Annotated in this window: 18 protein-coding genes; 11 read left to right on the top strand and 7 right to left on the bottom strand. The window is 59.8% G+C overall.

Going from position 1 to position 17,082, the window contains the following annotated elements; translation table 11 throughout:
- Positions 1-33: 33 nt before the first annotated feature.
- Positions 34-945: an alpha/beta hydrolase family protein gene (locus ACSJLU_RS07555; RefSeq protein ID WP_380825887.1), complete on the bottom strand. Its 912-nt coding sequence runs from the start codon at positions 943-945 to the stop codon at positions 34-36.
- Between the two features lie 91 nt (positions 946-1,036).
- Here ACSJLU_RS07555 and ACSJLU_RS07550 point away from each other — a divergent pair, with 91 nt between their 5' ends.
- Positions 1,037-1,468 (top strand): hypothetical protein, encoded by a 432-nt coding sequence (locus ACSJLU_RS07550; protein ID WP_025302130.1) that lies wholly within the window; start codon positions 1,037-1,039, stop codon positions 1,466-1,468.
- Here the strand turns inward: ACSJLU_RS07550 and cynR are convergent.
- Positions 1,392-2,342, bottom strand: a complete 951-nt coding sequence (cynR, locus tag ACSJLU_RS07545; RefSeq protein WP_380825885.1) for a transcriptional regulator CynR — start codon at positions 2,340-2,342, stop codon at positions 1,392-1,394. The genes ACSJLU_RS07550 and cynR overlap by 77 nt on opposite strands.
- A gap of 114 nt (positions 2,343-2,456) precedes the next feature.
- On the opposite strand from cynR, the gene ACSJLU_RS07540 reads away from it, so the two are divergent.
- From ACSJLU_RS07540 to ACSJLU_RS07525, 4 genes are all read left to right on the top strand, one after another.
- Positions 2,457-3,110 carry a carbonic anhydrase gene (locus tag ACSJLU_RS07540; protein ID WP_197790531.1) on the top strand — a complete coding sequence of 218 codons (654 nt, stop codon included), beginning with the start codon at positions 2,457-2,459 and terminating at the stop codon, positions 3,108-3,110.
- A gap of 19 nt (positions 3,111-3,129) precedes the next feature.
- Positions 3,130-3,600: a cyanase gene (cynS, locus tag ACSJLU_RS07535; RefSeq protein WP_049208879.1), complete on the top strand. Its 471-nt coding sequence runs from the start codon at positions 3,130-3,132 to the stop codon at positions 3,598-3,600.
- Positions 3,601-3,833: 233 nt separating this feature from the next.
- Positions 3,834-4,091 carry a YjhX family toxin gene (locus ACSJLU_RS07530; protein ID WP_004939031.1) on the top strand — a complete coding sequence of 86 codons (258 nt, stop codon included), beginning with the start codon at positions 3,834-3,836 and terminating at the stop codon, positions 4,089-4,091.
- Between the two features lie 62 nt (positions 4,092-4,153).
- A complete protein-coding gene (locus ACSJLU_RS07525; protein WP_127146402.1) occupies positions 4,154-4,660 on the top strand; it encodes a GNAT family N-acetyltransferase in 507 nt (168 codons plus the stop codon).
- Positions 4,661-4,692: 32 nt separating this feature from the next.
- Here the strand turns inward: ACSJLU_RS07525 and ACSJLU_RS07520 are convergent, their stop codons facing one another.
- Both ACSJLU_RS07520 and ACSJLU_RS07515 read right to left on the bottom strand, forming a co-directional pair.
- The gene (locus ACSJLU_RS07520) at positions 4,693-5,190 is read right to left on the bottom strand and encodes an AAA family ATPase (protein ID WP_049295266.1); all 498 of its coding nucleotides are present in this window, start codon (positions 5,188-5,190) and stop codon (positions 4,693-4,695) included.
- A gap of 168 nt (positions 5,191-5,358) precedes the next feature.
- The gene (locus tag ACSJLU_RS07515; RefSeq protein ID WP_025302124.1) at positions 5,359-6,255 is read right to left on the bottom strand and encodes a LysR family transcriptional regulator; all 897 of its coding nucleotides are present in this window, start codon (positions 6,253-6,255) and stop codon (positions 5,359-5,361) included.
- 132 nt (positions 6,256-6,387) lie between these two features.
- Between ACSJLU_RS07515 and ACSJLU_RS07510 the strand changes: the two genes are divergently transcribed.
- Positions 6,388-7,119: an isochorismatase family protein gene (locus ACSJLU_RS07510; RefSeq protein ID WP_025302123.1), complete on the top strand. Its 732-nt coding sequence runs from the start codon at positions 6,388-6,390 to the stop codon at positions 7,117-7,119.
- A gap of 32 nt (positions 7,120-7,151) precedes the next feature.
- Here ACSJLU_RS07510 and ACSJLU_RS07505 read toward each other — a convergent pair whose 3' ends face one another.
- On the bottom strand, positions 7,152-7,499 hold the full coding sequence (locus ACSJLU_RS07505; RefSeq protein WP_025302122.1) for an antibiotic biosynthesis monooxygenase family protein: 348 nt from the start codon (positions 7,497-7,499) through the stop codon (positions 7,152-7,154).
- A 174-nt stretch (positions 7,500-7,673) separates the two neighbouring features.
- Between ACSJLU_RS07505 and ACSJLU_RS07500 the strand changes: the two genes are divergently transcribed.
- From ACSJLU_RS07500 to ACSJLU_RS07480, 5 genes are all read left to right on the top strand, one after another.
- A complete protein-coding gene (locus ACSJLU_RS07500) occupies positions 7,674-8,357 on the top strand; it encodes an ArsR/SmtB family transcription factor (protein ID WP_049208883.1) in 684 nt (227 codons plus the stop codon).
- 74 nt (positions 8,358-8,431) lie between these two features.
- Complete coding sequence (locus ACSJLU_RS07495; protein ID WP_025302120.1) at positions 8,432-9,139, top strand: glutathione S-transferase N-terminal domain-containing protein; 708 nt, start codon at positions 8,432-8,434, stop codon at positions 9,137-9,139.
- 130 nt (positions 9,140-9,269) lie between these two features.
- Positions 9,270-10,697 carry an alkaline phosphatase gene (phoA, locus tag ACSJLU_RS07490; RefSeq protein ID WP_380825882.1) on the top strand — a complete coding sequence of 476 codons (1,428 nt, stop codon included), beginning with the start codon at positions 9,270-9,272 and terminating at the stop codon, positions 10,695-10,697.
- Between the two features lie 461 nt (positions 10,698-11,158).
- Positions 11,159-12,739 (top strand): malate dehydrogenase (quinone), encoded by a 1,581-nt coding sequence (gene mqo / locus ACSJLU_RS07485; RefSeq protein WP_025302118.1) that lies wholly within the window; start codon positions 11,159-11,161, stop codon positions 12,737-12,739.
- Positions 12,740-12,944: 205 nt separating this feature from the next.
- Positions 12,945-13,403, top strand: coding sequence for a helix-turn-helix domain-containing protein (locus tag ACSJLU_RS07480; protein ID WP_025302117.1), 459 nt, complete (start codon positions 12,945-12,947; stop codon positions 13,401-13,403).
- Positions 13,404-13,461: 58 nt separating this feature from the next.
- Here ACSJLU_RS07480 and ACSJLU_RS07475 read toward each other — a convergent pair whose 3' ends face one another.
- Together ACSJLU_RS07475 and ACSJLU_RS07470 are read right to left on the bottom strand one after the other, a co-directional pair.
- Positions 13,462-14,499: a fimbrial protein gene (locus tag ACSJLU_RS07475; RefSeq protein ID WP_025302116.1), complete on the bottom strand. Its 1,038-nt coding sequence runs from the start codon at positions 14,497-14,499 to the stop codon at positions 13,462-13,464.
- The gene (locus ACSJLU_RS07470) at positions 14,496-17,057 is read right to left on the bottom strand and encodes a fimbria/pilus outer membrane usher protein (protein WP_025302115.1); all 2,562 of its coding nucleotides are present in this window, start codon (positions 17,055-17,057) and stop codon (positions 14,496-14,498) included. Before ACSJLU_RS07470 ends, ACSJLU_RS07475 begins: the two co-directional genes overlap by 4 nt.
- Positions 17,058-17,082: the final 25 nt, after the last annotated feature.

Here is a 17,082-nt window from a genome sequence, read left to right as displayed (position 1 = left end):
CAATTATTACATAGTTTGTCCTAATACCGACGCTCAGCGCAGCTGCTGCTCCAGCCACGCGCGCATATCCGCCACCACCCGCGTCATTTCACTCTCGCCATTTTCGCGCCGCATCACATGGTCTAAAGCCGGATAATTCAGGTAAGTGATATTCGTTTTGCCGTCGGCCCGCAGCTCGGCGATCATTTTCCCGACCGCCCCCGGCGAAACGGCGCGATCCTGGTCACCCTGCACGATCAGCACCGGCGTCTTGATGCTGCGCAGGGTGGCAAGCTGATCGATGTTCAGCATGCCATGCCACCAGGCATAGCCATGATCGCTGGCGTTCAGGGGGAACGGCGGCGCCGTCAGCACCTGTTGTAAAAATGCGTTCAGCCCGGCTTTCTCTTCTTTTGGCGCGTCGGCCACGCTGTGGCGCACATCGTCAATAAACCAGCGTCCGCCGCCGCTGAACGCGAGGGTGGCGTCAACCAGGCCCGAGGAGGCCGTCACCAGATTGGCGATCACCGCCCCTTCGCTGCCCCCCAACACCGCGACCTTTTGATAGCCGTTGCGCGCAATCACCGCCTGCAGCACCTGGGTGACATCGCTCACCCGCCGCTGCGGCGTATCATGCTGCACGAAAGCATCCGGGCAATCCTGCCGCGGTACTTCTTCGCGGTACGGCAACCGGTCGTCGATGCCGTATTTCTCCACCGTCAGCAGGTCTGCGGCGGGTAACACCTGCCGCATCGGCGTGACCAGGCGGATATGCCGCACGCTGTTGCAATCCGAGCCTTGCAGGATCACCAGCAGCGCCGGCGACGATTGCCCGGGCACCGCAGCGTCCAGATAGTAATGAATACTCGAACCATCCTCCCGCGGCAGCGTCAGCGCTGCAGATTGCGCCATCGCCAACCCGCTCCACAGCGCCAATACGCTCAGCATGCCTGTCGCCACTCTCATCACTTGCTCCTCTTCCCTGTTGCGTTCGGTTAATTCGTCTTTTCTGGTCTACGCTTCATGCCAATCACGTTTCTGACAGGGAAGCCTTACCATGCCACACCTCTATAACACCGCACTGCTGATCGGCGCCGCGCTGAGCACCATCGCCGCCCTGCTGCATATTTGGGTGATCGCCGCCGGGCCGCGCGGCTATCGGCTGTGCGGCGCCGGCGATCGCTTCATTAAGGCGGCGGAAGCGGGTAAAAAGTTCCCGGCTGTCGTCACCGCCGGTATCGCGCTGATGCTGTTTATTTGGGCGCTGTATGCGCTTTCCGGCGCGGGCCTGATCGCGCCGCTGCCACTGCTGCGGCCCGTGCTGTTTATCATTACCTTCATCTACCTGTTGCGCGGCGTCGCCGGCCCCTTCGCCCTGCGCGATACCGGCCGCAGCCAGCGTTTTATCGTCGTCAGCTCACTGATTTGCCTCGGCTTCGGGCTGGTGCATCTGCTGGGGATGACGCAGCGCTGGAGTGCGTTGGCGTAACGCCCTGTTGCTGCAAAACGGCGATAAACGCCTGCGCGGCGGCGCTGCGGTAAGCGCCTTTGCGCTGCAGCCATACCGCCTGTCGCACCGGCATGGCGTTGGCCAACGCCACTTTTTTCAACTGCCGGTTCTCGCGCGCAATGGCGGCTGGCAGCAGCGTGGCAAGCTGCCCGCGCCGCACGATCTCGACGATGGCGCCCAGCGCATTGGCCTCCACCGCCACCTGCGGCCGAAATCCCAACTGTGTGCAGTAGCGATCGATAAACTGCCGCGTGGCGAAGTCGCCACTCAGCAAAGCCAGCGGCAGATGTTGCCACTCCGCCAGCGTCAGCGGACGGCGATGCGCCGCCAGGGGATGATCGGCGCCGACCATCAGCTCCAGCGTCTCGCTGAACAACGGTGTGGCTTCTACCTCCACCGACTGCGCCATCTCGAAGGCGATCCCCAGATCCAGTCGATCCTGCGCCAGCAGCGCCTCGATCCGCTCTTGCGCCATCTCCTCAATGCTCAGCGTAATCCCCGGGTAGCGGCGGTAGAACGCATCGATCGCCGGCCCCACCAGATAGGCGGTGAACGTCGGCGTCATCGCCAGCCGCAAATGGCCGCGCGCCAGCGTCGCCACGTCATGGATCGCCCGCGCGCCGGCGTCCAAATCCTGCAGCGCCAGCCGCGCATAGCGCATCCACGCCTCACCAGCGTCGGTCAGACGCACGGCTCTGCCGCTGCGATCGAACAACGGCGCTCCCAGTGCGTCTTCCAACTGCTTGATCTGCTGGGACAACGTCGGTTGCGAGACGTGCAACGCTTCGGCGGCGCGGGTGAAGTTGCCCTGTTCGGCAACGGCCAGAAAATAACGGATGTGTCGCAGCAGCATAGCGCCCCAGCTATTAGTAAAACCTATAGCCAGCATTATAAATGGGTCTTAGACCCTATAGCCAGAAGCGTTCATCATGCCGCCATCGCATAACGACACCCAATGGAGAAACGGATGAAAGAGGTGATTGAAGGCTTCCTGAAGTTCCAGCGCGAAGCCTTTGTTGAACGCACGGCGCTGTTTCAGCAGTTGGCGACCCGCCAAAACCCGCGCACCCTGTTTATCTCATGTTCCGACAGCCGCCTGGTGCCGGAGCTGGTCACCCAGCGCGAGCCGGGCGATCTGTTCGTGATCCGCAACGCCGGTAACATCGTGCCTTCTTTTGGTCCCGAACCCGGCGGGGTGACCGCCTCGGTCGAGTACGCCGTCGCTGCGCTGGGCGTAGAAGACATCGTGATCTGCGGCCATTCCGACTGCGGCGCGATGACCGCCATCGCCACCTGCCAGTGTCTGGATCACCTGCCGACGGTCGCCGGCTGGCTGCGTTACGCCGATTCCGCCAGGGCGGTCAACCAGGCTTATCCGCACGCCTCCGACGCAGCCCGGGTCGCGTCGATGGTGCGCGAAAACGTCATCGCCCAGCTCAACAACATCAAAACGCACCCTTCCGTCGCCCTGGCGCTGGATCAGGGCCGCCTGGCGCTGCACGGCTGGGTCTATGACATCGCCAGCGGCGCTATCGAGGCGCTGGACGGCGAAACCCGCCGCTTCGTGCCGCTCGCCACCCATCCCGAGGTGACCGCCACCCCGGCGATCGCCCGTTTTTAAGCCCACAAAAGGAGTCAACATGACACACTCTCTGCACAACACCGCCCCGCGCGAAGCGCTCACCGACACCATCATGGCCGCCAAGATCCGCCATAATCTGACGTTCGAAGCGCTGGCCGAGGGCACCGGTCTCAGCCTGGCGTTTGTCACCGCCGCCCTGCTGGGGCAGCATGCGCTGCCGGAACCGGCGGCGCGCACGGTAGCGGCCAAGCTGGGGCTGGACGAAGAAGCGGTGCTGCTGCTGCAAACCATCCCGCTGCGCGGCAGCATTCCCGGCGGCGTGCCAACCGATCCGACCATTTATCGCTTCTATGAAATGCTGCAGGTTTACGGTTCCACGCTGAAAGCGCTGGTGCACGAGCAGTTTGGCGACGGCATCATCAGCGCCATCAACTTCAAGCTGGATATCAAGAAGGTCGCCGATCCGGACGGCGGCGAACGCGCGGTGATCACCCTGGACGGCAAATACCTGCCAACCAAGCCTTTCTAATTGGCCTTTCGCCGGCGGCCCGCGCTGCCGGCAAATTGACAGCCAACCGGCCATTGGCTACATTAACTGCGCTTAAACGCCGCCCTGGCGTTTTTCACTGCCCGAGGCCTGTATGTTGGAGATTGTAACCACCCGATAGTCGCTTCCTTGCCGTATGGCGAGGGACTCTGACGTATCCGACGCGCGTTTGCGCGGGGATGCGCGTATCTGGGGTTATTACAGGATCTCCCAACATGAACATTTCCAAAGCGGAACAACGCGTGCTGCACGTGTTGGCCAAAGGCGGCTATATCGCCTTCACCCGCAACGACGCCGGTCGCGTCACCCACGTCGAATGCTACACCCGCGAAGGGCTCGGCCTGGCCGACTGCTCGCTGGCCGTCTTCACCAAGCTCAAAACCAAACGCCTGATCCTCTCTCGCCAGGGGCGCCCTTATCGCGTCACCTTTGCCGGGCTCAAGGCCGTGCGGGCGCAGCTGGATAACCGTTAATCATCGATACCGGCCGGGCAGGCAGCCCGGTCGGCACAGCCTTATTTAATCAGGATACAACCATGAACATCACGTTACGCCACGAAACGCCGGCCGACGTCGGCGCCATCGCCACCCTGACCGCCGCCGCATTCTTGCATGCCGAGCACAGCAGCCACACCGAGCAGTTTATCGTCAATGCGCTGCGCGCGGCGGGAGCTCTCACCCTGTCGCTGGTCGCCGAGCAAAATGGCACACCGATCGGGCACGCGTCCATCTCGCCGGTCGTACTCAGCAACGGCGCCGCCGGGTGGTACGGGCTGGCGCCGGTGTCGGTGCTGCCGGCCTGTCAGAACCAGGGGATCGGCAGCCGGCTGATCCGCCGGCTGCTGGCCGAGCTGCAGGAACGCGGCGCCGCAGGCTGCGTAGTGCTGGGCGATCCGAACTATTACGGCCGTTTCGGCTTCCAGGCGCAGTGCGCGCTGGCCCTGCCGGGCGTGCCGCAAGACTACTTCCGCGCCATCGCCTTCCAGGGCGCGCTGCCGTGCGCGGAGGTCACCTTCCACAACGCGTTTAACGCCGAAGCCTAACCCTGTTGCCGGCGCCGTCATGGCGCCGGTTTTCAGTCCCGTTCGCCATAACGCAAGACGGTCATCCCTTCCTCTTCCGCCGGGGGAACAAAGTACTGCGCCAGGCGCTCAAACTCCGCTTCGCTCAGGGCAAACGGGTGCTCGCCGCGCGCATTTCTCAGCGTTATCCGGCTCAGGCACTGCGCATGGCTGACATCGAGAAAGTGCAGGCAGTGTGCGACGCCGGCCTCCTCCGCCAAGGCTTTGGCCCAGCGCCGCCTGTCCGGCGTATTCATCGGAAAATCGAGCGCCACGGACCAACCGCCGCGCAGCAGCTGAACGAGGTGCCCGCCCAGCGCCCGCCGCAACCGGTCGGAACAGCGCGCGTAGTCTTGCAGACTGGCCATCTCCTGTTCATACAGCGTCGCCAGCCACGCATCTTCGCTCAGCAACAGCGTTTGCGGTTGTTGCGCCAAACTCTGCGCCAGCGTCGATTTGCCTGCGCCGGCCTTGCCGCACATCAGGTGTAAAACTGCAGGGTAGGTTTGCATGACGTTCTCCGGTCGTTGCCGGAAGGGGATAAAAAAACCCGCCTGCCGGCGGGTTTTTATTGGCGACACACGCGCTATCCCACCCTCTGGAGAAGGGTGATAATAATTTGCGCGAATGGGCGGTAGGATTTTTTCATAGCTAATGAATATGACAACCGTGCACCGTTGTCAATTCGCCGTCATCAATCCCTGTTCTCGCACAAACTCGGTGAATAAACTCACTTTCTGCTGCACATGCCGGCGCGTCGGGTAAACCGCGAAGACCTGATGCACGTCGGCAATCTGTTCAGGGAACAGCTGCACCAGTCTGCCGGCAGCAATCTCGGGATCCGCCACAAACGACGGCAGCGAACCGATGCCCAGTCCCGCCACCAGCATATCTCGCAGCATCAGGCTGTTGTTGGCGATCAGCCGGGGAGTGAACGTCACGCTCAGGCTCTCCTCGCCGGCGGTGAACTGCCACTGCCCCGGTTTTTCCGCCAGGGAATAGGCCAGACAGCTGTGCCGCGGCAATTCATTGGGCGTTTGCGGCACGCCGTGCTGCGCCAAATAGCCGGGCGCGGCGCAAATTCGCTGGTGCACGTCACCCAGCGCCCGGGCGCTGAGGGAAGAATCCGGCAGTCGGCGGCGAATGCGCAAGGAAATATCGAAACCGGCCGCCACCACGTCCAATACCCTGTCGTCCAGCGTCAGTTCCACCTGCAGCTGCGGATAACGTTGCATAAACGGCGGCAGCAGCGGCGACAGCACCGTCAGGCCGAACGAGAGCGGCGCATTGACCCGCAGCGTGCCGGAGACCTGCTGCGCGCTGGCGGCAACCGTCTGCTCCAGCGCGTCGAACTCGCCAAGCAACCGGCAGGCTTCCTGGTAATAGAGCTGCCCGGCTTCGGTCAGGCTCATGCTGCGGGTGGTGCGCACCAGCAACAGCGTCCCCAACCGACTTTCCAACTGCTTAATCTGCTTGCTCAACGCCGCCGGCGTGATCGCCAGATCCTCCGCCGCCTTATAGAAACTGTTGCGCTCAACCACGCGGCGAAAGGCGCGCATCGTCAGTAGCACGTCCATATTACGTCCTTCAGGTTAATTATTAATTCAATAAACCATAGATTATTAACCAAATAAATATCAGTAGACTTCATTCAACCGCTTCCCTGAGTGGGACGTGAATTTAATCTACTGATAATCATGGAGTTAATAATGAAAAAGACCCTAATCGCCCTGATGCTCGGCCTGAGCGCCGCCACCGCCCCCGTCGCCGCGCTGGCGCAATCCCCCGCCGCCGATAGCCGCCAGGCGGGTTATGTGCAACCGCTGACCGCCGACAACAGCCTGTTGCTGCTGGTCGATCTGCAGGACATGTTCGGCATGACCATTTCCTCTATCGATCAAACCAACCTGGTGAATAACGCCGCCGGCATCGCCAAGGCCGCCAAGGTGTTCAACGTGCCGACCATTCTGGCCTCGGCCAACGCCAAAAGCTTCGCCGGGCCGGTATTCCAGCAGGTGACGCAGGCACGCCCGGATCTGCAGGTGTACGATCGCACCGCCATCAACGTCTGGCAGGATCGGCGCGTGGTGGATCTGATCAAACAATCCGGCCGCAAGAAAATCATCATCGGCGGGCTGTGGACCGCCAGCTGCGTGATGCTGCCGGCGCTGTCCGCTCTGGGCGAGGGGTATGAGGTCTACATATTGTCGGACGTCACCGGCGACATTACGCCAGATAGTCAAAACAACGCCATGCAGCGCCTGGTACAAGCAGGCGCCACCCCTATCAACTGGGTGGCGTTGATGCTGGAATGGCAGCAGGACTGGAGCCGCAAGGCCACGGCGGGGGGCGTATTGCAGATCGCCCGCGACCACGGCGCCGCCTGGGGAATGGGCGCCCGCTACGCCGGGGCGATGAAGGTGGGCAGCGAAGCGAAATAAACGGGTGAAAGCCCGCCGTCAGCGGGCTTTTTTCAGGTGCGGTGATAGCAACGGCTATCCTGCGGCGCCTGGTCGCGTCTCTCCAGCCCGTAATCCCGCACCACCTCCGCCACCCGCAACCGGTACTGCGCCAGCACCTCGCCACGGCCGCGCGCCTGTGCCGCGCGATGCTGCTCGAGATTGCGCCACTGCTGCACCGCCGCCTCGTCGCGCCAGAAGGAGAGCGACAGCAGGCGCGCAGGATCGGCCAGGCTTTGAAAGCGCTCGATGGAAATGAATCCGTCGATCTGCGCCAGCAGCGGCTTCAGCTCCGCCGCCAGCGCCAGATAGGTATCACGCTGCCCATCAGCGGCCTGCAGTTCAAAAATCACGGCGATCATTATCGTCTCCTCTCACGGTAAAATTCCGGTACGCGCGCATGGTAAGAATGGCGCCACCGCACCGATTCCAACGCCCGCTCATCAATATCCAGCGAACGCAGACGCACTGCACCAGAGTGCGATAACCACAGGTTAGCGATGGACGCGCAGTCATACTTCGTCTAACCTCGAAGTATGCATAACATCGACATTGAAGATCGTTTAGCGGCGCTGAGCGCCGCCATCGCCGACCGCACCCGGGCGCGCATGCTGTGCCTGTTGATGGACGGGCGCGCCTACACCGCCACCGAGCTCAGCGCGGCGGTCGAGGTTGCCCCGTCCACCGCCAGCGCGCATCTGGCGAAACTGCTGGAGCAGCGGCTGATCGCCTGCGTCAAACAGGGGCGCTACCGCTATTTCCGGCTGGCCGGGCAACCGGTGGCCGACGCGCTGGAAGGCCTGATGGCGCTGGCGGGCGTACCGCGCCCGTCGGTGAAAAGCAGCACGCCCACCACGCTGCAATATGCTCGCACCTGCTACGACCATATGGCGGGCGAGGTAGCGGTGAAGCTGCACGATCGGCTGCATGCGCTGAACTGGCTGGCCGGTGAAGAAGACTACCGATTAAGCGACGCCGGTCAGGCCGCGCTGACGCGGCTGGGCGTCGATTGCTCTCCCGCGCCCACTCGCCGCCGCTTCGCCTGCGGCTGTCTGGACTGGAGCGAGCGCCGATCTCACCTCGGCGGCGCGCTGGGCGCCGCGCTGTTGGCCGCCTTTATCCAACGCGGCTGGATCCTTCGCCGGCTCGACAGCCGCGAGCTGCAGCTGACCCCCGCCGGTAAAAAAGCGCTGGCCGCACATTTTGACCTCACGGTGTAACCCGGCGACAGGGTAGTTTTACTGCAATACTCTAGGGGTACGCTTAAGCGACCCCGCCAACCCGAGGAGTTTCCATGCTCGATTCCACCCAATTCCCGATCGTCAAACGCTGGCCGGCTCAGCATCCGGAATGGCTGCAGCTCTACTCTCTGCCGACGCCGAACGGCGTCAAAGTCTCCATCATGCTGGAAGAGATCGGCCTGCCTTATGAAGCGCACCTAATCGACATCGGCAACAACGAAACCTGGACGCCGGAATTCCTGGCGCTGAATCCGAACGGCAAGATCCCGGCGATCATCGATCCCGACGGCCCCGGCGGCCGGCCGCTGCCGCTGTTCGAATCCGGCGCCATTCTGCTCTACCTGGCGGAAAAGAGCGGCCGCTTCCTGCCGCAGGATCCAGCCCAGCGTTATGAAACCATTCAGTGGGTGTTCTTCCAGATGGCCGCCGTCGGCCCGATGTTCGGCCAGCTCGGTTTCTTCCATAAATTCGCCGGGCGCGAATATGAAGACAAGCGGCCGCTGGAGCGTTACAAAAACGAATCGAAACGCCTGCTTGGTGTGTTGGAAACGCGCCTGGAGGGCCGTGACTGGATCATGGGCGCAGACTACACCATCGCCGATATCTCGCTGCTGGGCTGGGTGCGCAACCTGATCGGCTTCTATGAGGCGCGCGATCTGGTGGAGTTCGACAGTTTCCCGCGCGTCGCGCAGTGGCTGGAGCGCGGTCTGGCGCGCCCGGCGGTGCAGCGTGGGCTCGCTATCCCGGCGCGCGCGGCCTGATTGTCAAACGGGATGGCCGCCGGGCCGTCCCGCCTTCCGCTGTCATAAAATTGTCATCCCTCTGCTCTACTCTCCTTTCGTAACAATTTGATGTTATTTACATTGTTGTATTACGACAAGGAGCTTACCCATGCAACCTGCTGTATCCCTGATCGCCGGCGCCGTGCTGTCCGCCCTGCTCTGTTCCTCCGCCATCGCGGCGGAAACCTCGGCCAATGCCGATGGCCTGACCGAGCGCGCCGCGCGCGGCACCCTCACCGAGCCGGGCGGCGCCCGTCGCCTGGCCGGCGATCAGACCGCCGCGCTGAAAGCGTCGCTGTCGGACAAAACGGTGAAAAACGTGATCCTGCTGATCGGCGACGGCATGGGGGATTCCGAGATCACCGCCGCGCGCAACTACGCTGAAGGCGCAGGCGGTTACTTCAAGGGCATCGACGCCCTGCCGCTGACCGGGCAATACACCCACTACTCGCTGGACAAGAAAACCCACAAGCCGGATTACGTGACCGACTCCGCCGCCTCGGCCACCGCCTGGGCCACCGGGGTGAAAACCTATAACGGTGCGCTCGGCGTGGACGTGAACGGCAAAGACCAGCCAACGCTGCTGGAGATCGCCAAGGCGGCCGGCAAGGCCACCGGCAACGTCTCCACCGCCGAACTGCAGGACGCCACGCCGGCGGCGCTGGTGTCGCACGTCACCTCGCGCAAATGCTACGGCCCGGAAGAAACCAGCGAGAAATGTGCCGCTAACGCGCTGGAAAACGGCGGCCGCGGCTCGATCACCGAGCAACTGCTGAAAACCCGTGCCGACGTCACGCTGGGAGGCGGTGCGAAGTCCTTCAACCAGCTGGCGAAAAGCGGCGAATGGCAAGGAAAATCGCTGAAGGACCAGGCGGCGGCACAGGGTTATCAGTGGGTGATCAACGCAGATGAACTGCAGGCCGTGACCCTGGCCAATCAGCAAAAACCGCTGCTGGGCCTGTTCGCCGACGGCAACATGCCGGTGCGCTGGCTGGGGCCGAAAGCCAGCTATCACGGCAACCTCGACAAGCCGGCGGTAACCTGTGAAAACAACCCGGCGCGCACCGCGGCCACGCCAACGCTGGCGGCGATGACCGACAAAGCGATCGCGCTGCTGAAAGACAACCCGAACGGCTTCTTCCTGCAGGTCGAGGGGGCGTCGATCGATAAGCAGGATCACGCCGCCAATCCGTGCGGGCAGATTGGTGAAACCGTCGATCTGGACGAAGCGGTGCAAAAAGCGCTGGCCTTCGCCCGCGCCGACGGCAACACGCTGGTGATCGTCACCGCCGACCACGCGCACTCCAGCCAGATCGTCGCCGCCGACGCCAAAGCGCCGGGCCTGACCCAGATACTGACCACCAAAGACGGTGCGCCGATGACCCTCAGCTACGGCAACTCGGAAGAAGAGTCGCAGGGGCATACCGGCACTCAGTTGCGCGTCGCGGCCTACGGCCCGCACGCCGCCAACGTGGTGGGATTGACCGATCAGACCGATCTGTTCTTCACCATGCGCGATGCGATGGGCATCAAGTAACCGCCAGCTGAACGATGGCCGCTCGCCACGGCGGCCATTTATTATTGGTTACCGATAGGTATTTGCAATTTAACCGCAATTATTGTGTGATAATGAAATAATGTTTAATTGCGCGACAATTAACCCCTGAAAATAACGCGGTTATACGGCCTTTCTTCCCTCTCTGTTTATTCCTGCGACAGCAACCGCCCTATTTTTGCTTATATTCATTTTTTTTAGTTACAAAAGTAGTTTTTAACATTCTCGCAAACAATAATACCCCGCCAGTAACGTGAACCGATCAATTTGCATCCGGACGGCCTGCAATAGTTCACTTTTCGTTAAATACCCTATTAACAAAAAGGCATTATCGCTGCCTATCGGCTCACGCCGGGCGGTCGGCTTCATTATTTTCCAGGGTAACTCCCGCTAAATTCTTTCACCTGCAATGAGTAGAATTTACACACAAGAGATTTAATTCAATGAGAAAATTACTCGTCCTGATTTTCAGTCTCAGCCTGTTTAGCGTTACGCAGCAGGCGGCGGCTGAAGAGAAGAATAAAACCGTCGACGTGGTGTTGATCGGCGGCGGCATCATGAGCGCCACCTTGGGTACCTATCTGCATGAGCTGGAGCCGACCTGGACCATCGACATGTACGAGCGCATGAACGGCGTGGCGGAAGAGAGCTCCAACGGCTGGAACAACGCCGGTACCGGCCACTCCGCCTTTAGCGAAATGAACTACACGCCGGAAAAAGCCGATGGCACCATCGACATCAGCAAGGCGGTGAAGGTCAACGAGTCTTTCGAAATCTCTCGCCAATTCTGGTCTTATCAGGTGAAAAACGCTGTCCTGAAAGATCCGAAATCCTTCATTAACAGCGTGCCGCACATGAGCTTCGTGTGGGGTGACGACAACGTCAATTTCCTGCGTAAACGCTACGCGGCGCTGCAGCACAGCACCCTGTTCCGCGGCATGGAATATTCCGAAGACCCTGCGCAAATCAAGCAGTGGGCGCCGCTGGTGATGAACGGCCGCGATCCGGCGCAGAAAATCGCCGCGACCCGCATGCCGCTGGGTACCGACGTCAACTTCGGCGTGATCACCCACCAGTTGGTTGACGCGCTGAGCGCCAGCGACAAGTTCAAGCTGAACCTGAGCCACGAAGTGCGCGACATTAAGCGCAACGCCGACCAAACCTGGAGCGTGACCGTTGCCGATCTGAACCGCGACGGTAAAGAAACCACCGTTAACGCCAAGTTCGTGTTCATCGGCGCAGGCGGCGCGTCCCTGACCCTGCTGCAGAAATCCGGCATCCCAGAAGCCGACGGCTACGGCGGCTTCCCGGTCGGCGGCCAGTTCCTGGTCACTACCAACCCGGCGATCGCCAACCAGCACCTGGCCAAAGTGTATGGCCTGGCCAGCGTAGGTTCGCCGCCGATGTCCGTGCCGCACCTGGATACCCGCATGCTGGACGGCAAGCGCGTGCTGCTGTTCGGGCCGTTCGCCACCTTCTCCAGCAAGTTCCTGAAGAACGGTTCGCTGTTCGATCTGATGCACTCGCTGAGCACCTCGAACCTGATGCCGATGACCCACGTCGGTCTGGATAACTTCGATCTGGTGAAATACCTGGTCGGCCAGCTGATGATGAACGACGACGATCGCTTCGCCGCGTTGAAAGAGTACTTCCCGGACGCCAAGCAGGCAGACTGGAAGCTGTGGACCGCAGGCCAGCGCGTACAGATCATCAAGAAAGACGCGGATAAAGGCGGCGTGCTGCAGTTCGGCACCGAAGTCGTCAGCTCTGAAGACGGCAGCATCGCCGCTCTGCTGGGTGCTTCGCCGGGCGCTTCTACCGCTGCGCCGATCATGCTGCATCTGATGGAAACCGTGTTCAAAGACAAAGTGGCGACGCCGGAATGGCAGAGCAAGCTGAAAGAGATCATCCCGTCTTACGGCCACAAGCTGAACGGCGATATCGAGATGACCAACAAGATCCGCGGTTACACCAGCAGCGTGCTGGGTCTGAACTACATTGAAGTGAAACCGGAAACTAACTGATTTTCCATCGCTTCCTACTGATAAGGCCGCTTTATGCGGCCTTTCTTTTATCCCCCTGCCGTTCAAAGAGCATTTTTGGCCACCTTTTTACCCCCGGTTTACCCTTGCGTAACGGCGCACTCACGCCTATTATCAAAGTATATTCTTGGATAATTAAGCTAAGTCACTGTGACCTGAATGTCGTTTTTGCGGGAGAACTAAAACCATGGATCGCGTCAATATCATTCACGATTTACTAGACTGGATTGAAACTCATCTGGACCAACCGCTGCTGCTGGATAACGTCGCCGCCAAGTCGGGCTACTCCAAATGGCACCTGCAGCGCATGTTCCGCAGCACCACCGGCCACGCGCTCGGCAGCTATATCCGCGAGCGGCGCCTGTCGCAGGCGGCGCAGGCGCTGCGCTCCACCCCGCGTCCGATCCTGGATATCGCCCTGCAATACCATTTCGATTCTCAGCCTTCGTTCTCACGCGCCTTCAAGAAACAGTTCGGTAAAACCCCGGCGGTGTATCGCCGTACCACCCGCTGGGATGTTGCGGAGTGGCCGGCACAGCCGATAGAGGCGCAGGCTGAATCGCACCATGATGCCCCCACGCTGCCACGCTGGTACGCCGGCAAACCGCCGGAAGGCGTTTGCACCAGCTGGATGGGGCTGCGTTAATCGATAACGCAAAAAAGCCAATGGATAAAACCCATTGGCTTTTTCGTCGGAACGCGACTTAGTTGTACTCGATGGTAAAGGTGGCGGTCGACTTGATATTGCCGCCTTTAATCGTCGAACCGGTGCGATAGTAGCGTGCCTTCAGCGGCAGCGTTAAGGTATTGGCCTGGTTGGGAATGGTACGTCCGGCATTGACCGCATCGCCATTTTTGATCGGCTGGGTCGTATTGCCGGTCAACAGCTGGACGGCAACACCGGATGCTGTGTTGGCGCCAGGCTCGGATTTGATCACCCCAGGTGCATTGGAAGCATCCTGCGTATAGTCAAAACGCACATTGACGATCCCTTGTCCCGCACTGCCTGGCAACAGATCCTCACCAACGCCGCCAACGCAATTGATATTGATATCAAATGCTTTTTCACCCTGCGTTGAACCTACGCCGCCAAACGAGGCTGCAGTGACAGTATCCAGATTAACCACCTTGTTCTTGGAACCGCTGTCCACGTTGCAAGTCGACGTCACGATCGTCAGGCTGTTGGCATCGACGATCGATTCCAGCATCGGCAATCCCTGACCGGAACCATCCATATAGTAAGTCGTGTACTTGCCTGGGACCAGTTGGCCGGTGCCGGTTTGCGCGGCGGTTTTCACAATGTCGATCTTAAAGTAACCGCCATTCAGGTTGACGGTTGTATTACCCCGTAATGCCAACGTGTGGGGATAATAAGTACTTATTGTCCCCGCTTCACGGTATAAACGAATCCCGATACCTGGAATATTGGTGCTCCATACATTGCTGAAGCTCGTCCGGCTGCCCTGGAGGATCTGCCCAATCGCGCTACCGCCGTTATAACAACGACCATAACCGGAGACCGGGTTAATCGCGAACTGACCGGTGACCAAGGTGTCTCCAACCTGGCTGCTTGGCGTAACCAGCACGCGCCCAAGCTTCATGTTGATCACCTGCGCCTTGTAACCATTATTAACGTAACAGGCGGCGTAAGCGCTCTGGCCGCCCGCCATCAGCAGTCCGAGCAGCATCAGGCATTTCGCTGGCGCTTTATTCAGCGGTGGAACACGCGTAAACTTTATCATTTGCAACTCGCTTCAATAATTTCGTAGTCAGGATTATTGCTTTGCGCCTTGGCGCTATAGCTGACAGAGCACTGCTGCGTTGGCTGTGTGCCCCACTTAATCTGCAACAAACCTTTCTTAGCTTCGGTACGCAAGTAGATGCGACTGCCCTGCCCAACAATGCCGACCACCTGATTACGGGTATCCAGCACTTCAGCGCCAAACGGCAGCGCGTTGCCATCAGGGCCGAGCGCATGAATGATCAATGCCTGGCCTTTCGTTGTTTTGAATTCCAACCGGGCAACCGCGCCGGCATATGGCGCAACCTGTTGGCTGCTGCTTTCCAATTCAACATCGCGTGACATGCCGCTCGGATCGAGCGTTACGCTCGTCATGCGATATGGTGCAACATAAGGAACCACAGCATAACCGTTGTCATCGATACGAACGCCTGGCGAGTTGGTCACAATCGCGCCAGCGGCGTCTGGCGCTTCCACCAGCACCATGGTCTGTCCGCGTTGCGGTGTCAGCGTGACGCCGCCGCTATGGGCAACCACGCTGCCCGATGCACCGATCGACGACTGACGGTAATCTTTACCATAGCTGTAGGACCCGTTCATCGTGGCGAAACGGCTACGGTATTCACCGCTCACGCTGCTGTTGGTGCCGCCTGAACGATCGTTGGCTAACGTAGCGCTATAGCTGATGTTGTTGTCTTCGCCGGTTGAACCATTCATGCCCACACGGCTGCTGTCGTAACCGTTGTCGGTGTAGCCCAGTGAACTGTTCAGGCTCAGGGTTTGCGAACCGACGCTGAATGGAATCGACAGTGTCAGGTAATAACGAGTCTCATCTCGGTTATACATATCCGAGGTGCGCATGGCGGAAAGGCCATAGGTCACGCGACCATAATAGTTGTTATAGCCCACCTGGTACTGCTTGGTGCTCCCGCCACGGTTCCAGTAGTCGCGTACCGAACCGGTGATGTACAAGGAACCGTAATTGTCGCCCAGCCCTTGGTTCAGCGTCAGCTGGTATTCGCTACGCTGGCGGTTAACCGCATCTGCGCTTAAACCCTTGCGCTCATTGTCACGGGAGTAGACGGCATCCTGCAAAGAGAGGTAGCCGGAAGTCGAATAGCGATAAGCAGCGATCGTGAAGTTGGTGTTGGTTTCGGTCATCAACTTGCTATAGCTGAGCTTATAGCTCTGGCCTGATTGGTCGCCCTGCTTCAAGCGGGTATTGGACTGCGTGACGTCCAGCGCAAATGCGCCAACCGGTGTCGCGACCGCGCTGCCCACCAGCACTGCACCATAGCCATCGCTGACGATCCCGCCTGTGTATCCCGTAAGAATGTTGGTAAAACCGCGCTGATAAGTCGCCTGGAACATGTCGGGTTCCTTGCTTAAATTATCATCGCGTACTCGACCCGCAGTGATGGCATAACGCTGAATACCTGGACGAAGCATCTGCGCTACCGAAGCATAGGGAACGCTGAACTGGCGTTTGCTGCCGTCGGCCTCGTTAATGGTGACATTCAGATCGCCGCCGTAACCCGTAGGGTAGAGATCGTTGATGATGAACTCGCCCGGAGCGACGGTAGTTTGGTAGATCAGCTGGTTATTCTGACGTACTTCCACCAGGGCGTTGCTTTGCGCGACCCCACGCACAACCGGCGCATACCCGTTCAATGAATCAGGCAGCATGCGATCGTCCGTGGCGATCTGCACGCCGCGAAAACCGATGGAGTTGAAGAAATCACCGCTGGTGTAACTGTCGCCCAACGTCAGCATGCCGCGGATAGACGGCATTGCCCGCTGCGCGTAAGTCGCGGTGTTTTGCCAATGGGTGCTGTCGTTAGAACGCCAGTTCACGTTGGAATCGTGACGCAGCTGCCAACCCGCCACGTTTAACCCGGCATTCAACGTTAAATATGCATTAGTTGAATCGGAGTTGCTGCCGTTGGCAGAGCTGTGGGTATTGAACGCATTGAAATTATACGACAGGCTGCCGGCGGTAATACCGCGATCCCAGAAGCGCGGATCGACATAACCGCGAGCGCTGCGGCGCAGCGCCGCCTGAGGGATGCTGATATCCATGCGCAGCGTACTGGTGTCCAAGCGGTAATAGGCTTCCGGTACCCATTGAGTCAGCGTTTTGCACGTCTCGGTATTAACGGCAGGATCCCCGCTCATTGTGGCGGTATCCACACCGAACTCATCCAACGACAGTAAGCTAAAACAGGTATCGGCGCTGTTTTTCCCCGGCACGTTTTTAAAGTCGATACTTTTTTTGCCTTTCCACTCGCCGTTCACATACACGTCGAGCGAATATTTTCCCGCCAAGATCGGGTTACCATCACGGAAGCGTGAAAGATCCACGCCCTGCGCTTCCCCAATCAGGAAGCTGCTGTTAAAAGTCGCTTCAACCGGTGCTGCCGGCTTTTTGCTATCGGCAACCCCCTCCGCCCAAGACGTCGCAGGGGCCGCCAGACAGAGCGCGCTACCGGTTAACAGCAGAATCGATTTATAATTGGACAGCGCCATTTTAACAGCTGCAGAGATAGGTAACTCTTTCATATAAAGCATTCCTTTACCAAATTAA

Origin of the sequence: Serratia bockelmannii, from assembly GCF_051803255.1 — a bacterium.
Taxonomy (GTDB): Bacteria; Pseudomonadota; Gammaproteobacteria; order Enterobacterales; family Enterobacteriaceae; genus Serratia; species Serratia bockelmannii.
The sequence above is the reverse complement of the archived record's forward strand: the minus strand, read 5'-3'. Positions and strand labels throughout refer to the sequence as shown.